General features: G+C 46.8%; 18 protein-coding genes. 1 reads left to right on the top strand and 17 read right to left on the bottom strand.

Features of this window, described 5'->3' with window-relative positions:
* Positions 1 to 129 precede the first annotated feature (129 nt).
* From ccoS to ICN22_RS03680, 5 genes are read right to left on the bottom strand one after another with little or no spacing between them, the layout of a single operon-like run.
* On the bottom strand, positions 130 to 309 hold the full coding sequence (ccoS, locus tag ICN22_RS03700; RefSeq protein ID WP_216168949.1) for a cbb3-type cytochrome oxidase assembly protein CcoS: 180 nt from the start codon (positions 307 to 309) through the stop codon (positions 130 to 132).
* 9 nt (positions 310 to 318) lie between these two features.
* On the bottom strand, positions 319 to 2,814 hold the full coding sequence (locus ICN22_RS03695) for a heavy metal translocating P-type ATPase (protein WP_255533825.1): 2,496 nt from the start codon (positions 2,812 to 2,814) through the stop codon (positions 319 to 321).
* On the bottom strand, positions 2,765 to 4,009 hold the full coding sequence (locus ICN22_RS03690; RefSeq protein ID WP_216168948.1) for an MFS transporter: 1,245 nt from the start codon (positions 4,007 to 4,009) through the stop codon (positions 2,765 to 2,767). The genes ICN22_RS03695 and ICN22_RS03690 overlap by 50 nt, the downstream gene beginning before the upstream one ends.
* Before the next feature lie 6 nt (positions 4,010 to 4,015).
* Positions 4,016 to 4,771, bottom strand: a complete 756-nt coding sequence (locus tag ICN22_RS03685) for a 2OG-Fe dioxygenase family protein (RefSeq protein ID WP_216168947.1) — start codon at positions 4,769 to 4,771, stop codon at positions 4,016 to 4,018.
* Positions 4,772 to 4,800: 29 nt separating this feature from the next.
* A complete protein-coding gene (locus ICN22_RS03680) occupies positions 4,801 to 6,102 on the bottom strand; it encodes a TAXI family TRAP transporter solute-binding subunit (protein ID WP_216168946.1) in 1,302 nt (433 codons plus the stop codon).
* A 114-nt stretch (positions 6,103 to 6,216) separates the two neighbouring features.
* On the opposite strand from ICN22_RS03680, the gene ICN22_RS03675 reads away from it, so the two are divergent.
* The gene (locus ICN22_RS03675; RefSeq protein ID WP_216168945.1) at positions 6,217 to 6,978 is read left to right on the top strand and encodes an SDR family oxidoreductase; all 762 of its coding nucleotides are present in this window, start codon (positions 6,217 to 6,219) and stop codon (positions 6,976 to 6,978) included.
* Here the strand turns inward: ICN22_RS03675 and ccmI are convergent, their stop codons facing one another.
* The 12 genes from ccmI to ICN22_RS03615 form a co-directional block, all read right to left on the bottom strand.
* Positions 6,979 to 8,175 (bottom strand): c-type cytochrome biogenesis protein CcmI, encoded by a 1,197-nt coding sequence (gene ccmI / locus ICN22_RS03670; RefSeq protein ID WP_216168944.1) that lies wholly within the window; start codon positions 8,173 to 8,175, stop codon positions 6,979 to 6,981.
* Position 8,176: 1 nt separating this feature from the next.
* Positions 8,177 to 8,668 (bottom strand): cytochrome c-type biogenesis protein, encoded by a 492-nt coding sequence (locus ICN22_RS03665; protein ID WP_255533824.1) that lies wholly within the window; start codon positions 8,666 to 8,668, stop codon positions 8,177 to 8,179.
* Complete coding sequence (locus ICN22_RS03660) at positions 8,665 to 9,189, bottom strand: DsbE family thiol:disulfide interchange protein (protein WP_216168943.1); 525 nt, start codon at positions 9,187 to 9,189, stop codon at positions 8,665 to 8,667. The genes ICN22_RS03665 and ICN22_RS03660 overlap by 4 nt, the downstream gene beginning before the upstream one ends.
* Positions 9,186 to 11,105, bottom strand: coding sequence for a heme lyase CcmF/NrfE family subunit (locus tag ICN22_RS03655; protein ID WP_216168942.1), 1,920 nt, complete (start codon positions 11,103 to 11,105; stop codon positions 9,186 to 9,188). The genes ICN22_RS03660 and ICN22_RS03655 overlap by 4 nt, the downstream gene beginning before the upstream one ends.
* Positions 11,105 to 11,536, bottom strand: coding sequence for a cytochrome c maturation protein CcmE (gene ccmE / locus ICN22_RS03650; protein WP_216168941.1), 432 nt, complete (start codon positions 11,534 to 11,536; stop codon positions 11,105 to 11,107). The genes ICN22_RS03655 and ccmE overlap by 1 nt, the downstream gene beginning before the upstream one ends.
* Complete coding sequence (ccmD, locus tag ICN22_RS03645) at positions 11,533 to 11,721, bottom strand: heme exporter protein CcmD (RefSeq protein WP_216168940.1); 189 nt, start codon at positions 11,719 to 11,721, stop codon at positions 11,533 to 11,535. The genes ccmE and ccmD overlap by 4 nt, the downstream gene beginning before the upstream one ends.
* The gene (ccmC, locus tag ICN22_RS03640) at positions 11,721 to 12,491 is read right to left on the bottom strand and encodes a heme ABC transporter permease CcmC (RefSeq protein ID WP_216168939.1); all 771 of its coding nucleotides are present in this window, start codon (positions 12,489 to 12,491) and stop codon (positions 11,721 to 11,723) included. Before ccmC ends, ccmD begins: the two co-directional genes overlap by 1 nt.
* Entirely contained in the window at positions 12,488 to 13,153 is a 666-nt protein-coding gene (gene ccmB, locus ICN22_RS03635) for a heme exporter protein CcmB (RefSeq protein WP_216168938.1), read from the bottom strand. The genes ccmC and ccmB overlap by 4 nt, the downstream gene beginning before the upstream one ends.
* Positions 13,150 to 13,797 carry a cytochrome c biogenesis heme-transporting ATPase CcmA gene (gene ccmA / locus ICN22_RS03630; RefSeq protein WP_216168937.1) on the bottom strand — a complete coding sequence of 216 codons (648 nt, stop codon included), beginning with the start codon at positions 13,795 to 13,797 and terminating at the stop codon, positions 13,150 to 13,152. Before ccmA ends, ccmB begins: the two co-directional genes overlap by 4 nt.
* A gap of 164 nt (positions 13,798 to 13,961) precedes the next feature.
* Entirely contained in the window at positions 13,962 to 14,930 is a 969-nt protein-coding gene (locus ICN22_RS03625) for a Bug family tripartite tricarboxylate transporter substrate binding protein (protein ID WP_216168936.1), read from the bottom strand.
* A gap of 19 nt (positions 14,931 to 14,949) precedes the next feature.
* A complete protein-coding gene (locus ICN22_RS03620) occupies positions 14,950 to 15,684 on the bottom strand; it encodes a transporter substrate-binding domain-containing protein (protein WP_216168935.1) in 735 nt (244 codons plus the stop codon).
* Positions 15,685 to 15,715: 31 nt separating this feature from the next.
* Positions 15,716 to 16,573, bottom strand: a complete 858-nt coding sequence (locus ICN22_RS03615; protein WP_216168934.1) for a metal-dependent hydrolase — start codon at positions 16,571 to 16,573, stop codon at positions 15,716 to 15,718.
* Positions 16,574 to 16,736 lie beyond the last annotated feature (163 nt).

The raw sequence follows: 16,736 nt of genomic DNA, 5'->3' as shown, positions 1-16,736 counted from the left end.
TAGACTGGATTCATTATCAAAGTAAGCCGAATAGGTCGTTTTGATCTATATCAAAAAGGATGCGTGCATTTACGTTAATTGCAACTCGAATGAGTTGCTTGTATTTCCTAGCCACTTAAAAAAATAGAGTTATTTTTTATAGCCATCACTCCTATTTTTAGATTGAGGCGTATCGTCATCCATCAAAATCGCCTCCCCTGGACCCTCTAGATCATCAAATTGACCTGCTCTCACAGACCAAAAGAAAATCCAAGCTAGGAGTCCGATTAAAAGCAAGGAAATGGGGATTAGTAGAAAAAGGCTTTCCATCTCTCTAGTCTAGGCCTTTCTGAGGCGCCAGGCATTTAATGTGACCGCTAGGGAGGATAAGGACATGCCAATGCCGGCAACCCAAGGGTTGACCCAACCCATCATTGCTGCGGGGATAGCTAGCAAGTTATAGACTAGCGCCCAAATCAAGTTTTCTTTAATAACTCGCTGCGCTTTATCAGCCAGTAAGAGCGATTTGGCTAATGGAGCTAAAGAACTTGCGGTCAAAATCGCGTCTGCACCAGCTGTAGCGAGGGGCGCACCCGCTCCGACCGCAATCGAAATATCAGCCCGCGCCAATAAAGGGGCGTCGTTAATCCCATCACCAATGGCCCAAACAACACGACCCTGATTTTGCAGGCTCTCAATATAGCGGTACTTATCTTCTGGAGAGCAAGCAGCTTTGAACTGATTGATACCAACATGGTTGGCCCACCATGCCACCGTTACTTCATCATCTCCTGAAACCAAATGGACTGCTATCTTGCGAGACCGCGCTGCAGCTAACAACTTCTCCAGTCCCGCTCTTGGAGTATCTAAAAACAGAAAGCTCGCAATCAAGCCTTTGTTATCCGCTAGATGCACTTGTCCATACTGACCCTCTTGCGCAATCTGCTGAGCACCCACCCATGCAGCACTACCTAGGCGATAAATACCTGAGCTCAAGCCTTTGCCCAATTGATTAATAATCGCCTCAGGCAAAGGACTTAGCAAAAGATTGTCAGCTTCTGCGGCACGCAACAGTGATAGCGCAAGGGGATGTTTTTGACCCATCTCCATGGACGCAGCAATTCTCAATACATCTGCTCTGGAAAACTCCGAGCGAGCAACTAGGACTTCTTTTAATTCTGGTTGACCCATAGTGAGAGTACCAGTCTTATCTAGCACCAAGTCCGTCGCTTTGACCAAACCTTCTAGTACATGGCCACGCACAATCAAGAGACCTAGCTTTGTTACAGCCCCTTGAGCTGCAGCCATCGCTGTTGGTACGGCAAGAGATAGAGCGCAAGGGCAACTAGCGACCAGTACTGAGACCAAAACAGTCCAAGCCCTACTAGGGTCGACGTAGTACCAGATTGCTGATGATAAAAAAGCAACTATCAACAAAAAGCCTACAAAATATCCAGCCCACTTTTCTGCGAGACTCACCATGACAGGCTTGGCTTGCAATGCTTGATCTAGTAATGAGGCGATACCTGCAATACGAGTAGACTGGCCTACAGCATCAATTTTGATCAATATCGGATTGAGAATATTGTGCGTACCTGCATACACCCGATCACCAATCCTCTTATCAATCGGCTTGGATTCACCGGTCAGCAGTGACTCATCTAAAGAGCTCTCATACTCAATCACAATACCGTCAGCTGGAACCACATCACCTGGAGGAATGCAAATCACTTCGCCAGGATTGCAGTTCACTACCGGGACAATTTCAACTTGCAAAGACGTGGGATAGTTTGGCACTCTCTCACACGTAGCTGGCAATTGTTTTGCTAGGGCCTCTGCTCCACCCTGCGCATCTTGTCGTGCCAATAATTCTACGTAGCGTGCCGCCAAAATAAAGGCGACAAACATAGTGATGGAATCAAAATAACCTTGACCCGAACCTGTGACAAGATTTACAGTTCCTGCACTAAATGCTAGAGCTAGTGCTAAAGCAATCGGCACATCCATACCCAATATATGCGTTTGCCGAAATGAAGCAATGCTCCGCCAAGCTGCTCGGAAAATGGGGCCTGCTGAATAAGTCATTACTGGAACCGTGAGCGCCCAGCTAGTCCAGCCCAATAGCAGGTCATACTCCACCGTAATATCACTATCGCCCACATACGATGGCCAGGCATACATCATGACTTGCATCATGCCCAGCAATGCAACCCCCAGTCTAGTAAGTAATTGACGACGTTCTTTTTTAGACTTTTCAATAGAGAGTGAGGGCTCAAAAGGCCACGCCTCGTAACCAATGCGCTCTATCTCAAAGAGTAAGCGAGCAAGACTAGTTTTCTCAGGGGAAAACTCCACCTTGACCTTTTGACTGACATAATTAATCTGTACATCCTTGACACCAGGGATACGTCGCAAGTGTTGCTCACATAACCACACACAAGCAGCGCACCGAATCTTCTCCAATCGTAGAGTGGTCTCTAAATAAGCTTCATCACTACTCGGCCGAGTATATCTACCGAGCAAAGAAGGATCGTCGTAGGGAGCCAGACTGTCAGGAATTTCACTTGAGGCAAGGTAGGCTGCAGGCTTATCGCTTGACTGTGCACGCCGTGCATAGAACACCTCTAGGCCTTCACCATGAATTGTTTGCGCAATGGCTATGCAACCAGCGCAACAGAATTTTCTATTGATGCCGGCAAGCTCAAGCTCGTAAGAATCATTCGGAAGAATAAAGCTGCCACAGTGATAACAGCTATTGCTTGGCAGGCTAGAGTTCATGAATGAATCATGACTGGCGGGTGATAGATCCACTAACCCATCCATTGCGGCGCTCATACAAAACAAACAGTACACCCCAGATTACTACCGCAGCATAGGCCCAGACCCAAGATATTTGTGAAGTACGTGAGCCAGTTAAATCCAGCACAAAACCAAAAATAGCTGGCCCCAATAACCCGCCTCCAAAGCCCATCAGGGAGTGGAGCCCCATGGCAGCGCCTTTAATATTTTCTTTCGCGCTAATGACTAAGCCTGCAGTTAAGGTGGAAGAATCGGCCATGATAAAAATCGTATGCCCTACTGCCAAAGTAATAATCAACCACCAAGATTGTCCTGTTGACCAGGCGAGCGCCACTCCAAATACTGCGCTAGATAGCATGACAAAGAAAATCCATTTTTGGCGCCCCATTCTCAAGGCAATCTCGTTTCCAATAATGGATGCAGGAACGCCAAAGAAATTAATCACACCCGCAAGAGTAGTTGCAGTTAATAGAAAGGGGTCGCCTGTCACAATGGCACAGAAACCAAAAAAGGCCACGATCCAGCTACGGCAAGCAAATAATTCGATGGAGTGGGCGGTATAGCCAAAGATAAATCCTGAGGCTGTTTTATCTTGCAAGACTAAGCGCCACTTATCCACCGGAAAAATATCGTGTAAGCGAATGCGTATTGGACCGTGCCACTTTTCATGGGCGAGTGCTGGAATAAATAAAAGCACAATCAACAAAGCAGTGAGTGGACCTAGGGCGATGATTCCAAAAACATAGCGCCAGCCTAAGCTATTTAAGATCCAACCAGAGCACAGATAAGAGAAGCCAGTGCCAATACCAAAGAATGCAGTATAGAAAGCAATATGGCGGGTCAGCTCGCCGGTTTTAATACGATCTGACAGAATTTTTAAGCCAGGCATATACGTACCCGCTAAACCGATGCCATTGAGCGCCATAAATATTAAGGCGGTCCAGAAGTTATAGGCAAAGAGGCCCATACCAAGTAATCCACAGGTCGCTGAAAGACCGCCTACGAGATAGACTTTTTTTGCATCAACGCGATCGGTGAGAGCGGTTGCTAATGGGACCATCAGCATATAGCCAAAGAAGAAGGCGCTAGCAATGAGGCCAGACTGCAAATTACTCAGATGCCATTCATCTTGTAATGTCGTTAACACCACCGCGTAACAGGCAAAACCCAATAGCGCACAAGTTTGCGCCATCAGCATCAGGGGTGTGTAACTAGCAGGCTTTAATCGCATCAGAACTTACTGCTGACTACTGCTTGGAGAATCCTGAAAGCCATTCGAGCGGAAAGTGAGTACCAATGTATCTCTATGGCCGTACTGCCCTAAGGGCTGAATGGGGGTAGATTCATGAATCATTCTTTCATCATTCATCAGCAATAAAGACCAAGGCTCAGAGAGGGTAAATCGCAAACCAGTAGAGCCGGTTGCACTAAAAATTCGGGTCTCGCCACCCTTGACATCGACTCGATTGATTAAAAAGACAGCTACAAAATCAACGCCATCACGATGCGCTCCCTCAGGTGTTGGTCGCCCAATACCATCCGTCGTATCAATCCGAAATTGGTGAGCTTCTATAAACCAAGTGTTTACCTGCTTAACGCCATCCAGAATATGAGTCAGCCCCAACAAAAGAGCATGCCAAGCAGGATTGCTAGTGAGCTCAGTTTGAGAAGGCTCAAACCAACGCTCGATACCGCCATGCAGGGCGTTGTAATTGACAGACTGCCAGTGGGCACGATGCGGCACGCTAGCCAAAGTTGCTCCCTTGATCTCAAAGCTTGAATGGCGGCGAAAGCGATACCGTCCACCATCCTTAAGGTAGGGATCTCTGGGCAAGCCTTCCCAGAAGTGAGTGAGATTCCGAAGCTGATCAAGACCCACATGGGCAATTTGCGCTACATCCTGAGCAGAGACAACTGCAAAACCATTATCTCGTAAAGATTGAACTAAATCCTTAGCGGGCGTTAGTGGGGGTAAAAGGTTGGAAAGAGTCATGGGTTTATTTTAGGCGCATACCAATCCATTTAGGAATACAGGTTCAAACGGCTGCGCACTTCCCCCACGTGACCTTTTAAGTCATACAACTCTTTTGCATCTAGCATGGAAATTTTAATATTGCTAATCCTGCGCTCAATATTTTCCAAATCCTTGAGGTTCTTTTCTTTTAAATCTGGATTAGATGCATTTCTTTCTACCCCCTTAAGTTCCTCATATACCTGGGATAACTTCAATCGTAAGAGTAAGCTTTTAGCTGCAGGAATATAGGTAAATAAGGGAACTAGAATCACTAGAAGCGGAATCACAATTTTAGCGAAGCGTCCAATCCATACTGCCGTCCAGAAAGGGAGGTAGCGATGCAGGAAAGATGGGCCATCCTTTAGATAGATTTCAGCATCAACATGCAAAGGAAAATCAAGCCCAGTTCCCGATGGAAACTCTCCCGGCTTTTGTATGTAGGAATACGTTTTTAAAATATCGTAGGTAGAGCTCAGCAACAGTGTTACCAAAGCAGGACTAATGTCATTCTTACCCACCAAGGTAGCTGTTGCAGCAAGTACCTGAATATCTTGACGCGGAAGATCATAGGCAATACTAACGACGCCGCGTGGCACTGTTACTTTTGAGAGAAAAGGGAATAAGTGAACGTAAGCTTCAGCCTGCTCAAAGTTCATTAAGCGAATGCCGGGAGTTTCGTAAAATTTTTTGACTACAGGAGCCTCTGCAGCACTTACTAAAAATACAGCATCTAGCTCCCCTTTTTTAAACTTCTCTAATGCATCCAGTGGTTTTAATTTTTCAGCACGAAGATCGCTCAGACTCAATCCACTTGCCGCAAGTAACTGAGAGGTCAGGGATAGCGTGCCACTACCTTCATTGCCGATGGATACTCGTTTACCTTTTAACTGACTCAATAAACCCAATTGCCCCGATTCACTTGGAAAACTAGACCCTCTATACCAAACCCATACCGGCTCATAAAACACGCCAGCGATAGAAATAAAATCAGGGTACTTGGACAAGTCTGCTACGCCACCCTGAACCATGGCAAAGTCAACGCCAGAGTGTGGATCCTTTAGTAGCGCCAAGTTATCACTTGTTCCACCAGTGGTTCTTAGCTTAAGCGAAATACCCTCCTGGGCAAGCTCACTTTGGAGCTTTTCACCAAACTGCTGGTACAGGCCGGTTGGGAAACCAGTAGCCAATTCAATCGATCTCGGTGGAGGTGGTACGAGCACCCAGAGCGTGGCAAACAGCAAGGCCACTAGACCCAAAAAGGCTATGCCAACTGCAATAGGGTTATAGATATTTTTGCGTATAAAGTTCATAAAAATTCCGCTTGTTTTTGTCATTATGCCCCTAGCCTAAGGATCTAGAGTGGAATGAATTGATTCGATTATTTCAGGATAAGATGGGGGTTTTAAAGAACCATTAGGACAATCATGAATTCACCCGCCAACAAAGTAGCCCTGGTCACAGGCGCTGGAACGGGTATCGGGAAGGCCGCAGCAAAAGCACTCTTGGGAGGTGGATTTAAGGTTGCTCTGACCGGTCGAAATCTAGAGAAGCTGAATGTAGCCATTCACGACATTGGTGGGAACAGCCAAAACTGTCTCGCAGTTAGCTGTGACGTCGGTAAACCAGAGCAAGTAAAGAAATTATTTGCAGAAATCCAAAAACAGTTTGGACGGATTGACGTACTCTTTAATAATGCCGGCATGGGAGCGCCAGCAATTCCCATGGAAGAGCTGAGCTACGAACAGTGGATGAATGTAGTTAATGCCAATCTCTGCGGCGCTTTCCTATGCGCTCAAGAGGCTATCCGCATGATGAAGGCTCAGTCGCCGCAGGGTGGCCGAATTATTAATAATGGCTCGATCTCTGCGCATGCGCCCCGGCCGATGTCTGCCCCATACACCGCCACTAAACATGCCATGACTGGATTGACTAAATCTATTGCATTAGATGGTCGTCAATTTAATATTACCTGTGGTCAGATCGATATAGGTAATGCTGGTACTGAAATGACTATCCCTATGGCTGCAGGCATTTTGCAGCCAGATGGCTCAAAAAAGGTTGAGCCACTCATGGACGTTGATCATGTTGGGCAAGCCGTCCTGCAGATGGCTCAACTGCCATTAGAAAGCAATATTCTGTCGATGACTATCATGGCAAGTAATATGCCATTTGTTGGTCGAGGCTAATTAAGGCCTAATCTGCCCAATGATGAGGCGGGCATTTGTAGTGCCCACCTTGATCGTTTGCGGTGCAGATATCAAATCGCCAGATTCTGGCATTGCCATTCCTGTTTTGGAGATGCGCACTTCAACTGACACTTCAGGCATTTGAGAAATCAATGCATTGGGACTCATTGACAAAGCATCATTCAAAACAAAGCTGATTGGGAATGCAGTAACCAGGGTTTTGAGAACCGCCACTGGCATACGCTCGCCTGGCTTACGGGCAATCACCATCAAAAAATCGCCTGCAGTAATTTTAGACTTCAGCTCTGGCGCAATCTCTACTTGTCCAGTCACGCCTGCGCTTTGATTACTGATTACTGGCTTACTAGCCGGTGCAAGACCGCCCTTGCTACGTGCCTCTGCAATAGAGGCTGCGATTGCACGCGCCTCATCGGAGTCGGTGGGCAATTGCTTTGATAACTTCTCCCAAGACTGCACTGCGGCTTTATAGTTCTGCGCATTAAAAGCGGCAGTTCCAGAAAGCCAAAGGGCTAATAAATTATTTGGATCTTGGGCTAATGCCTTATTAATGAGTTGCTGTGGCTTACCAGCAAAATTACCATTCGCATTGGCTGCCAATACATCGGCATAGTCAGCCAATAATTGTGGGTCTGAGTCAACAAATGAGCCTGCACGAGCGTAGGCATTTGCAGCCTCAGCATTGCGACCTAAAATCCGATAGGAGCGCGCCAGCATGGCCCAGCCTTTGAGATTGTCGGGTTCTTTATTCATCTTGGCCGCAAACTCTTCAACCATCTTTTCAACTGACTCTTGAGTCATCGGTTTCTCAGGACTCTTCTGGGCAATCTGAGCAGCATCACCAAGATAGAAATAGAAACCCGCTGAGAGTATTGCCACAAAAAGACAAATCCCAATAATGGTTTTCTTAGGAGAGCCTAGTACCGCATGATCATCGGCTTCATCCGTATCCTGAAAAAGCCGCTGACGCATTTCTGCATGAGTCTGCTCATAGTTATGGCTATCTACTGTACCCGCCAAGCGATCAGCCTCGAGCTTATCAAGCTCTTCCCGATAGATGGCCGCATTCATCTGACGGCGCGAGGTTGAGGATTCTTTTGCAGGAAAAAATAATGGGCGCAATAACAGCACCAAGACTAGGATCAACAAAAGAAGAGCGGAGATTACAAAACTAGTCATGTTATTTTTCTATTGAACTGGACTTGGCATCCTGAAGGAGTGCATCAATGCGACGATTATCTGCCTCAGTTAGCGTGGTACTGGGCATAGCCTGATTTCTGCGACGCAGGTATACGATCAAGCCAATAATTCCTGCGAGTAAGATTACAAAAGGGCCTATCCATAGGAGCCAGGTGATTGGCTTCACGGGCGGACGATATAGGACGAAATCGCCATAACGCTCGACCATGAAATTCCGAATTTGCTCATCCGTCTTACCCTCAGTAATCAAGATACGAATTTCTCGGCGTAAATCGTTTGCCAAATCAGAGCGTGAGCCTGCAAGGGATTCATTCTGACAAACTAGGCAGCGCATTTCTTCTGAAATCACAATCAGACGTTGCTCTATTACTGGGTTATCAGCCAAAGGTGCCGCATCCTTAGCAGACACACTGATAGAACACAGTAGGGCAAAAGTGAGCAAGAGTGATTGAAGCGTCTTTCGGGGCATCATTTGAGCTCATCTAACAAAGGAATGATCTTCTTACGAAGTAATTCCATCGTGATCGGTCCAATATGCTTAAACCGAATAACGCCTGTCTTGTCAATCACGTAGGTTTCTGGAACGCCATAGACACCATAATCAATGCCCACTCGGCCCTTGGCATCAAAAGCGGACAATAGGTACGGATTACCTTGACGAGCAAGCATGGCCATCGCGTCGTCACGCTTATCTTTGTAATCCAATCCAATAATTGGCGCCACTTGCAATTTACCCAGCTCAACCAGAACGGGGTGCTCCTCACGGCAAGCAACACACCAAGAAGCCCAGACATTCAATATCCAAGGCTTGCCTTTCATACTCTCTGGTGAAAAGATTTTTTGAGGATCTGCCAGCTGAGGCAATTCAAAGGCGGGTGCCTGCTTACCAATTAGTGGGGAAGGTATTTCCTGTGGGTCACGATTTAAACCTACCGCTAAAAATCCAACCAAAATGACAAACAAAATCAGTGGGATTAAAAACTTGGCTTTCATGCTGCTGCCTTCTTCAACTTCATGCGATAGCGCTTATCGGACATCGCCAGCAAACCACCTAGAGCCATCAATACACAACCGCCCCAAATCCAGTCAACAAAAGGCTTGTAATACACTCGGACTGCCCAGGCTTTATCGTCCAGTTCTTCGCCCAATGAAACATAAATATCTCTAGTAAGACTCGCATCAATCGCCGCCTCAGTCATAGGCATCGTCGATGAAAAATAATTACGCTTTTCTGGGTACATCGTCGCTTCCAGATTCCCATTACGAGTCAATAAGAAAGTACCTTGCATCGCTTTATAGTTCGGACCAGGAACAGGTCTTACACCCTGAAGCTGAATGTCATAGCCGCCGACACTAACGCTTTCACCGGCAAGCATACGCACATCTTTTTCCTCTTGATAGGCTCCGACCATGGTGACGCCAATCGTAAAGACTGCGATCCCCAAATGCGCTACCTGCATACCAATAAATGAACGCGTTGGCTTGCCTGCTTTTGCTTGGCGAATAATTTGTAGTACGCCAGAAGTAATCACCCAGAAAGCCAATAAGAAACCAAGGCTACTGAGCCAAGTAAATTCACCCATCGCAAACGGAATTAAGGCTGCCGCAATCACTGCGACTAGGGCTGCAATCCATAAGCGCTTGATCACATCGAAGAGATTGGAGTTCTTCCAACTTGTCCAAGGCCCAATTCCCATCAGCACCAACAAAGGAATCATGATGGGCACGAAAACGCTATTGAAATATGGAGGCCCTACTGAGATCTTGCCTAAATGCAGAGCATCAATCAATAAAGGATAAAGAGTGCCCAAGAGTACCGATGCAGCAGACACCACCAAGAAAACGTTGCCAAGCAAGATAAAGGTTTCACGCGATGTTAAGCTGAACTTACCGCCAAGAGTGCTTTTGGGAGCCCGCCAAGCGTAAAGCGTTAAAGAAGAACCCACCACCAGCACCAAGAAAATCAAAATAAAGACACCACGTGTAGGGTCAGTTGCGAATGCATGCACTGAAGTTAGCACTCCAGAGCGAACCAAGAAGGTTCCCAAAAGCGATAGTGAGAAAGCGGTAATTGCTAACAATACTGTCCAACTCTTAAAGCCCCCGCGCTTTTCGGTGACCGCAAGCGAATGGAGCAAGGCCGTACCAACCAGCCAAGGGATGAATGATGCGTTCTCCACGGGATCCCAGAACCACCAGCCACCCCAACCGAGTTCGTAATAAGCCCACCAAGAACCCAGCGCAATACCAAGCGTGAGAAATACCCAAGCAGCCGTTGTCCAGGGACGCGACCAGCGTGCCCAAGCAGCATCTAAACGTCCAGATAACAAAGAGGCAATCGCGAAGGCAAATGCTACTGAGAAACCCACATATCCCATGTACAACATTGGCGGATGAAACACTAAGCCTGGATCTTGCAGGAGTGGATTAAGAGATCGTCCATCCTGAGCGGCTGGCAGCAGTCTCTCAAAAGGATTGGAGGTGGCGATCACAAATAACAGTAGCCCGGTAGTCACCAAGCCCAATACACCAATCACACGCGCCACCATAAATTCATCTAGCGCTTTCGAAAGCAGGGCTACTAAAAATGTCCAGGTCGATAGTAAGAAAACCCAGAGCAATAAGGAGCCTTCGTGACCACCCCATACCGCACCTAAGCGATAAATGACGGGCATTTGTGAATTGGAGTGCTCTGCTACATAAAGAACAGAAAAATCATTTGAGTAAAAGCTCCAGGCCAAAATTACAAATGCAATACCAAGCAATAGGAAAACAGTTTGTGCAGCCGGCCTTGCTAACATAATCCATTCGCGGCGACTTTGATGTGCACCGACCAATGGAAGCGTCCCCTGAATGATGGCAATACATAAGGCCAGTATGAGTGCGTAATGCCCAAATTCAGGAATCATTATTTATTTCCATTTTTTTGAGCCTGCTCTAAAGCATGCTTTGCCTCTGGAGGCATATAGTTCTCATCATGCTTAGCCAATACTTCACTCGCAACGAATTTTCCACTTGGATCAAGGCGACCTTGAATGACTGCGCCCTTACCCTCTTTAAACAAATCCGGAAGAATGCCAGTGTAGGCCACCGGAATATCTTTCACCATATCGGTAATCACAAAGTTCACCGTTAAACCGTCTCGCTTAACCGATCCATCCTTGACCATGCCACCAATACGGAAAACTTGACCCGCTGGCGACTTACCAGCAGCCACCTCACTCGGGGTGACATACAGCGCAATATTGCTGTTGAGGGCATTCAAAATTAATACTGCTGCGATGCTAATGGCAATCAGTGCACCAATAATAATGGCAGCTCGCTTGTGTCTTGGTTTCACTTGCCGCCCTTTTGATCAAACTGCTCCGCTAACACTTCACGTTGCAGTCTGCGTACGATGGTCTTGTGGCGCGCGCGAATAGCCAGGGGTTCTAATAAGAACACCAGAGCACAGGCACCAAAGCTGCACCATACATAGAGGGCATAACCACCCATGGCAAAAAATTCAGCCGAACTATTCCACATTACTGCTTCACCTCATTTAATTGCCTAACCCAATCAGTATGAGCCTCACGCTCCAAAATGATGGCACGCACACGCATTAACCCTACTGCAATTGAGTACATCCATAAGCATAAAGCCATTAACAACATCCCCCAAAGCATGGTCTGGGCCATGGCTGGTGCTTTAGTGAGCGAAACAGAAGCGCCTTGATGCAAGGTATTCCACCATTTCACTGAAAAATAAATAATAGGCACATTCACCACGCCTACCAAGGCCAGGATAGCGCCTGCTTTATCGGCACGGCGGACATTATCAATAGAGGCCTGCAGGGCGATAAAACCGAGATACAAGAAAAGTAGGATTAATTCCGAAGTTAAGCGTGCATCCCATACCCACCAAGCACCCCACATCGGCTTACCCCAAAATGCACCAGTCCACAGAGATAAGAAAGCCATCCAGGCTCCAATCGGAGCTAGGGCTTGAGCCATCATGGCTGATAGGCGAGTATTAAATATCAGACCTAATCCCGCCCATGCAGCCATCACCACATAGATGAACATGGACATCCAAGATACGGGTACGTGAACAAAAATAATGCGGTATCCCTGACCTTGCACTGCATCGACTGGCGCCACAAAGAAACTCACCCACAAGCCGGCAACTCCAAAAATAATGGTGAGCGCCCAAAACCAAGGAATCATTTTTCCAGCCAGCGGATAAAAAGCACTCGGACTCGAGAATTTGAACCAGTTTGTCACTTGACCAGAAGATAAATTATTTACATTACTCATTCGATAGCAATCTTTACAGCGCTCGCACTGACCCAAGGTACAAATGCTAATGCCAAAATCAATAAAGCGCCTAACAGTGAAAAATACCCCGTGATTTCGAGCCCTACACTGCTAGCGTATACGGCACCTGCCCCAAAAATTAACACCGGAATATAGAGCGGCAAGATCAACAAACTCATCAATACGCTACCACCCCTTACCCCAAGAGTGAGGGCCGCCCCAACTGAGCCCAGCAATGATAAAACAGGTGTTCCGAGCAATAAGGCTGCCATCAGCACCTTTAAAGACTGGGCATCTAAGTCAAACTGAATGCCGATCACCGGCGCTAATAAAACTAAGGGCAGTCCACACACCAGCCAATGGGCGACGATCTTGCCAAAGACTAAGGCGGTAAATGAATTCGGGGACAAGACCAGTTGCTCTAGGGTGCCGTCTGCGTAATCCGCTGCAAACATCCGCTGCAAACCCAGCAAGGTTGAGAGTAAAGCCGCAACCCAAATCACGCCAGGTGCAATCTTTCTTAGCAAGGCAGTATCAGCACCAATTCCCAATGGAAATAAGCTCGTCACAATGACAAAGAAGAACAAGGCAGTAAGGACCTCGCTCTTGCGACGCATTACTAGCAACAGATCGCGATGGACGATGGCGATAAAAGCGTTCATAGATCCAATACTCGTAGACCGGGAATAGCCAAGGGCTGATGACTTGTCAGTACGACCAAGCCATTGCCCTGAAGATGCTCAACGATCAGATCTTGTAACTCCCCCACGGCATGGCTGTCTAAGGCGTTAAAGGGTTCATCCAAAATCCAAACCTGCGCCCGTCGCGTTAGCATGCGCGCCATCAAAACACGTTTCTTCTGTCCGGCTGATAAATAATTGACAGGCAAATCTTCGCGCCCCTTCAGGCCAAATCGCCATAAGCTAGCAAACGCATCTTGCTCAGAGAGCGCAATGCCATCGATCGCCGCATACATACTCAAATTTTCAATCGCACTGAGGTCTTCTTTTAGTGCATCGCGGTGACCCAAAAATAATAGTTTGCTGTGATACTCCGATGCCTGTTCTTTAATGGGATGACCACACCAAAGCACCTCTCCAGACTCAGGAGAAGCCAAACCGGTGAGTAAGCGCAAGAGGCTTGTTTTACCAACGCCATTTTCGCCGCGAACATGGAGGCAATGCCCAGCAAATAACTGAAGATTAAGGCCTGAGAAAAGTTCCCTATCACCGCGCACACAAGTAATTTCCCGAGCCTCGAGGGCTGCGCTTACAGATGCTGGGAAGGAGGAAATGGTCGTTGTCATTGGAAGCAATGGCTTGAATCAAACCACCTCAGGCATTGTCTAAGACCCACTTGGGGCTGTCAAACTACCTAAAACAGGGTTTAAAGAATAAATTTCTTTTAATTCAAGCGCTTAGACAATTATATGCGGAATGAGGGGAAGCGCCCCTCACTTGAATCAGGATGCTATTCAGGCTTAATACCAGCACTTTTAATAATCTTGCCCCAGCGGACTGATTCCTTCTTCTGAAACGCTCCAAAAGCTTCGGGTGACATAGCGTAATACTTTGCCCCTTCTGACTCCAGCTTTTTCTGCACGGCTGGCTGTTGCATAATTTTTCCCACTTCCGCATTGAGCTTCTTCACAATTACAGGAGGAGTGCCCGCAGGGGCAAATAAGCCAATCCAATTTTTGACATCGAATCCAGGTAGCGTCTCACTCATACTCGGCAAATCTGGCATTGAAGGATCTCTAGTGGCGCCTGTTACCGCTAGGCCACGTAATTTATCGCTCTTTACATAAGGCAGAATGGTAGGCATCGTGGCGAACATTAATTGAGTTTGGCCGCCAATCAAATCCGTAATCGCCAATGCATTTCCTTTGTAAGGAATGTGGGTCATATCCACCTTTGCGGTGAGAATAAAAAGCTCTCCCGCCAAATGACTAGCGGTACCGATACCACCCGACCCGTAAGATACTTTTCCTGGGTTAGCTTTGATGTAGCTAATGAGCTCACTGACATTTTTTACCGGGACGCTAGGATTCACCGCCAACAAACCTTCGGCATCGAGCACAAAAGCTACTGGCACAAAATCCTTGAAGGGGTCATAGGGCATGCTCTTCACTAGGTAAGGATTTACTGCATGAGTACCAATACTACCCATGATCAAGGTGTAGCCATCTGGCGGTGATTTAGCCACAAAATCAGCCCCGATATTACCTCCACCACCCGTTTTGTTTTCTACTATCACTGGCTGCCCAAAAGCCTCGCTTAATCCCTGGGCAATGATTCGTGAAAACCCATCAGCGATACCACCGGTAGCAAATGGAGAGATGATTTTAATTTGATGATTTGGATAAGTAGCTACTTGAGCAATCGCAGCTTGAGTAAATAAACTTGAGCCCAAAATGAGAGCCAGGAAAAAATTTTGCATATTATTTTTCTGAAGATATTTAAGGAAGTGGTGCAACTGATAGGCCTTGCACCTGATATTGACGAATGAGATCAGCCACCAAACCAGATCTAATGAATTCTTCTACACAAGCATTCAAAAACTCAATCGACTCTAGGTGAGTTTTTTGTGTGGCAATCGCCTGCTGTATTCCAGTAAATTGGCCATCCAGAATTCTGGAGCCAGGAATATCTTGAGCAGCAGCAACTAGGCCAGTCTTCAAGCCTGCCAAAGCATCTAATTTCTGACTGACAAACAATTCATTACTGGCTTTCACACTATCAGCATGTACTAAGCTGGCATGCTTGAGATTACGCTGCAGCCACAGGTCGTATGCACTTTTGTAAAAAGATGCAATCCTCACTCCTGGCTGATCTACCTGTGACAACTCAGTAATAAGGGAGTTAGCGGGAACCAAATAGCAAGCCTCTAGCTCGACATAAGCAGGAGTAAAAGTGACCTTCTGAGCGCGCGCGGGGTCAGAGCCTAATAAGGAGATGCCACATCTGCCGCTGACCGCGGCCTCGACGACCTCGTCTTGCGTGTTGAAGCCCAGCAAGCTTATTTCGACACCTAAACTTTTTGCAATCGCTCGGCAGATATCAGGCGCAATCCCAGTAGGCTCGCCAGAAGACGACCGACCGGTAACCAATAAGAAGTTACCTAAATACACCGCAGCAGATAGAACGCCATTAGGCGCGAGTTGCATCCTGACTTCAGGTGAAACAGAATTCATAAAAATCCTATTGAACAGTGCATTCTATTAATTAGAACTGAACTGTCTGCCCTTCAGTCATGGGAATGATCTTAATTGCACTGCCCTTCATGGCCTCTTGAAATTCAGCCAAGGTACCCTTAGTCAATGGATTGGAGTTGTAATGCATTGGTATCACCATTTTTGGTTTTACCCAGGTACGTAAGGCATAAGCAGCATCATCTGGTGCCATAGTGAAATTACCACCAATAGGGATCATGACTAAATCTGGCTTGTAATGTTCGCCAATAAATTTCATATCACCAAAAAGTCCTGTATCACCCATGTGCCAAATTTTGAAGCCATTCTCAAGCTCAATGATGTAGGCCATCGCTTCACCCGCTGCGTGCGACTCCATCTTTTCAGTTGCCGGATTCTTCCATACCAGCAAGGAGGAGTGCTCAGCCTTCACTGCCGTCACCTTAATGCCAGGTAATGGTGTGACACGACCAGTTTTGTTAAAGCGATAACCAAGATCAGCTGGCAATACTCCCAGAGTAATTAATGGGGTCACCATATCTGCAGGTCCGTATAACTTAGTGTTATTCATTTTTGCAAGCGCGGGTGCATCGCCAATATGGTCGACGTGGGCATGCGTCACCAATAACAAATCAATTGGGCCGATAGCATTTAAATCGTTCTTATAAATGGCGGGGGTTTTAGGACCGCCAGTAATCCATGGGTCGATCAAGATGGCCTTGCCACCAGGACTTTTAATACGAAATCCAGCCTGTCCTAACCACAGAACTTCTGTTACGGGCTGTGCACTAGATTTACCAGGCGCTTGAGCTTGGGCAGATACTGGGGAAGCCAGTAAGAATGCAGCAGCAATCCCAGCTAAAAAAGAGTCCGACAAAATATATTTACGCATTACTGCCTCCAAGTTTTTATGACTTATCTAGTCAAACTATAGCGGAGAAAGTGGAATTGAGTTTTTGAAACGGAGTTTATATGGCACTGCATCAATTTATAGATATTGCATGTCTCCAATAAAAAACCCCGCCGTAGCGGGGTTCTCATAACTCAGCATTTCG

It is taken from the genome of Polynucleobacter bastaniensis (assembly GCF_018882205.1).
GTDB classification, from domain to species: Bacteria; Pseudomonadota; Gammaproteobacteria; order Burkholderiales; family Burkholderiaceae; genus Polynucleobacter; species Polynucleobacter bastaniensis.
Note: the sequence above shows the minus strand (reverse complement) of the source record. Positions and strands in the feature narration are given on the sequence as shown.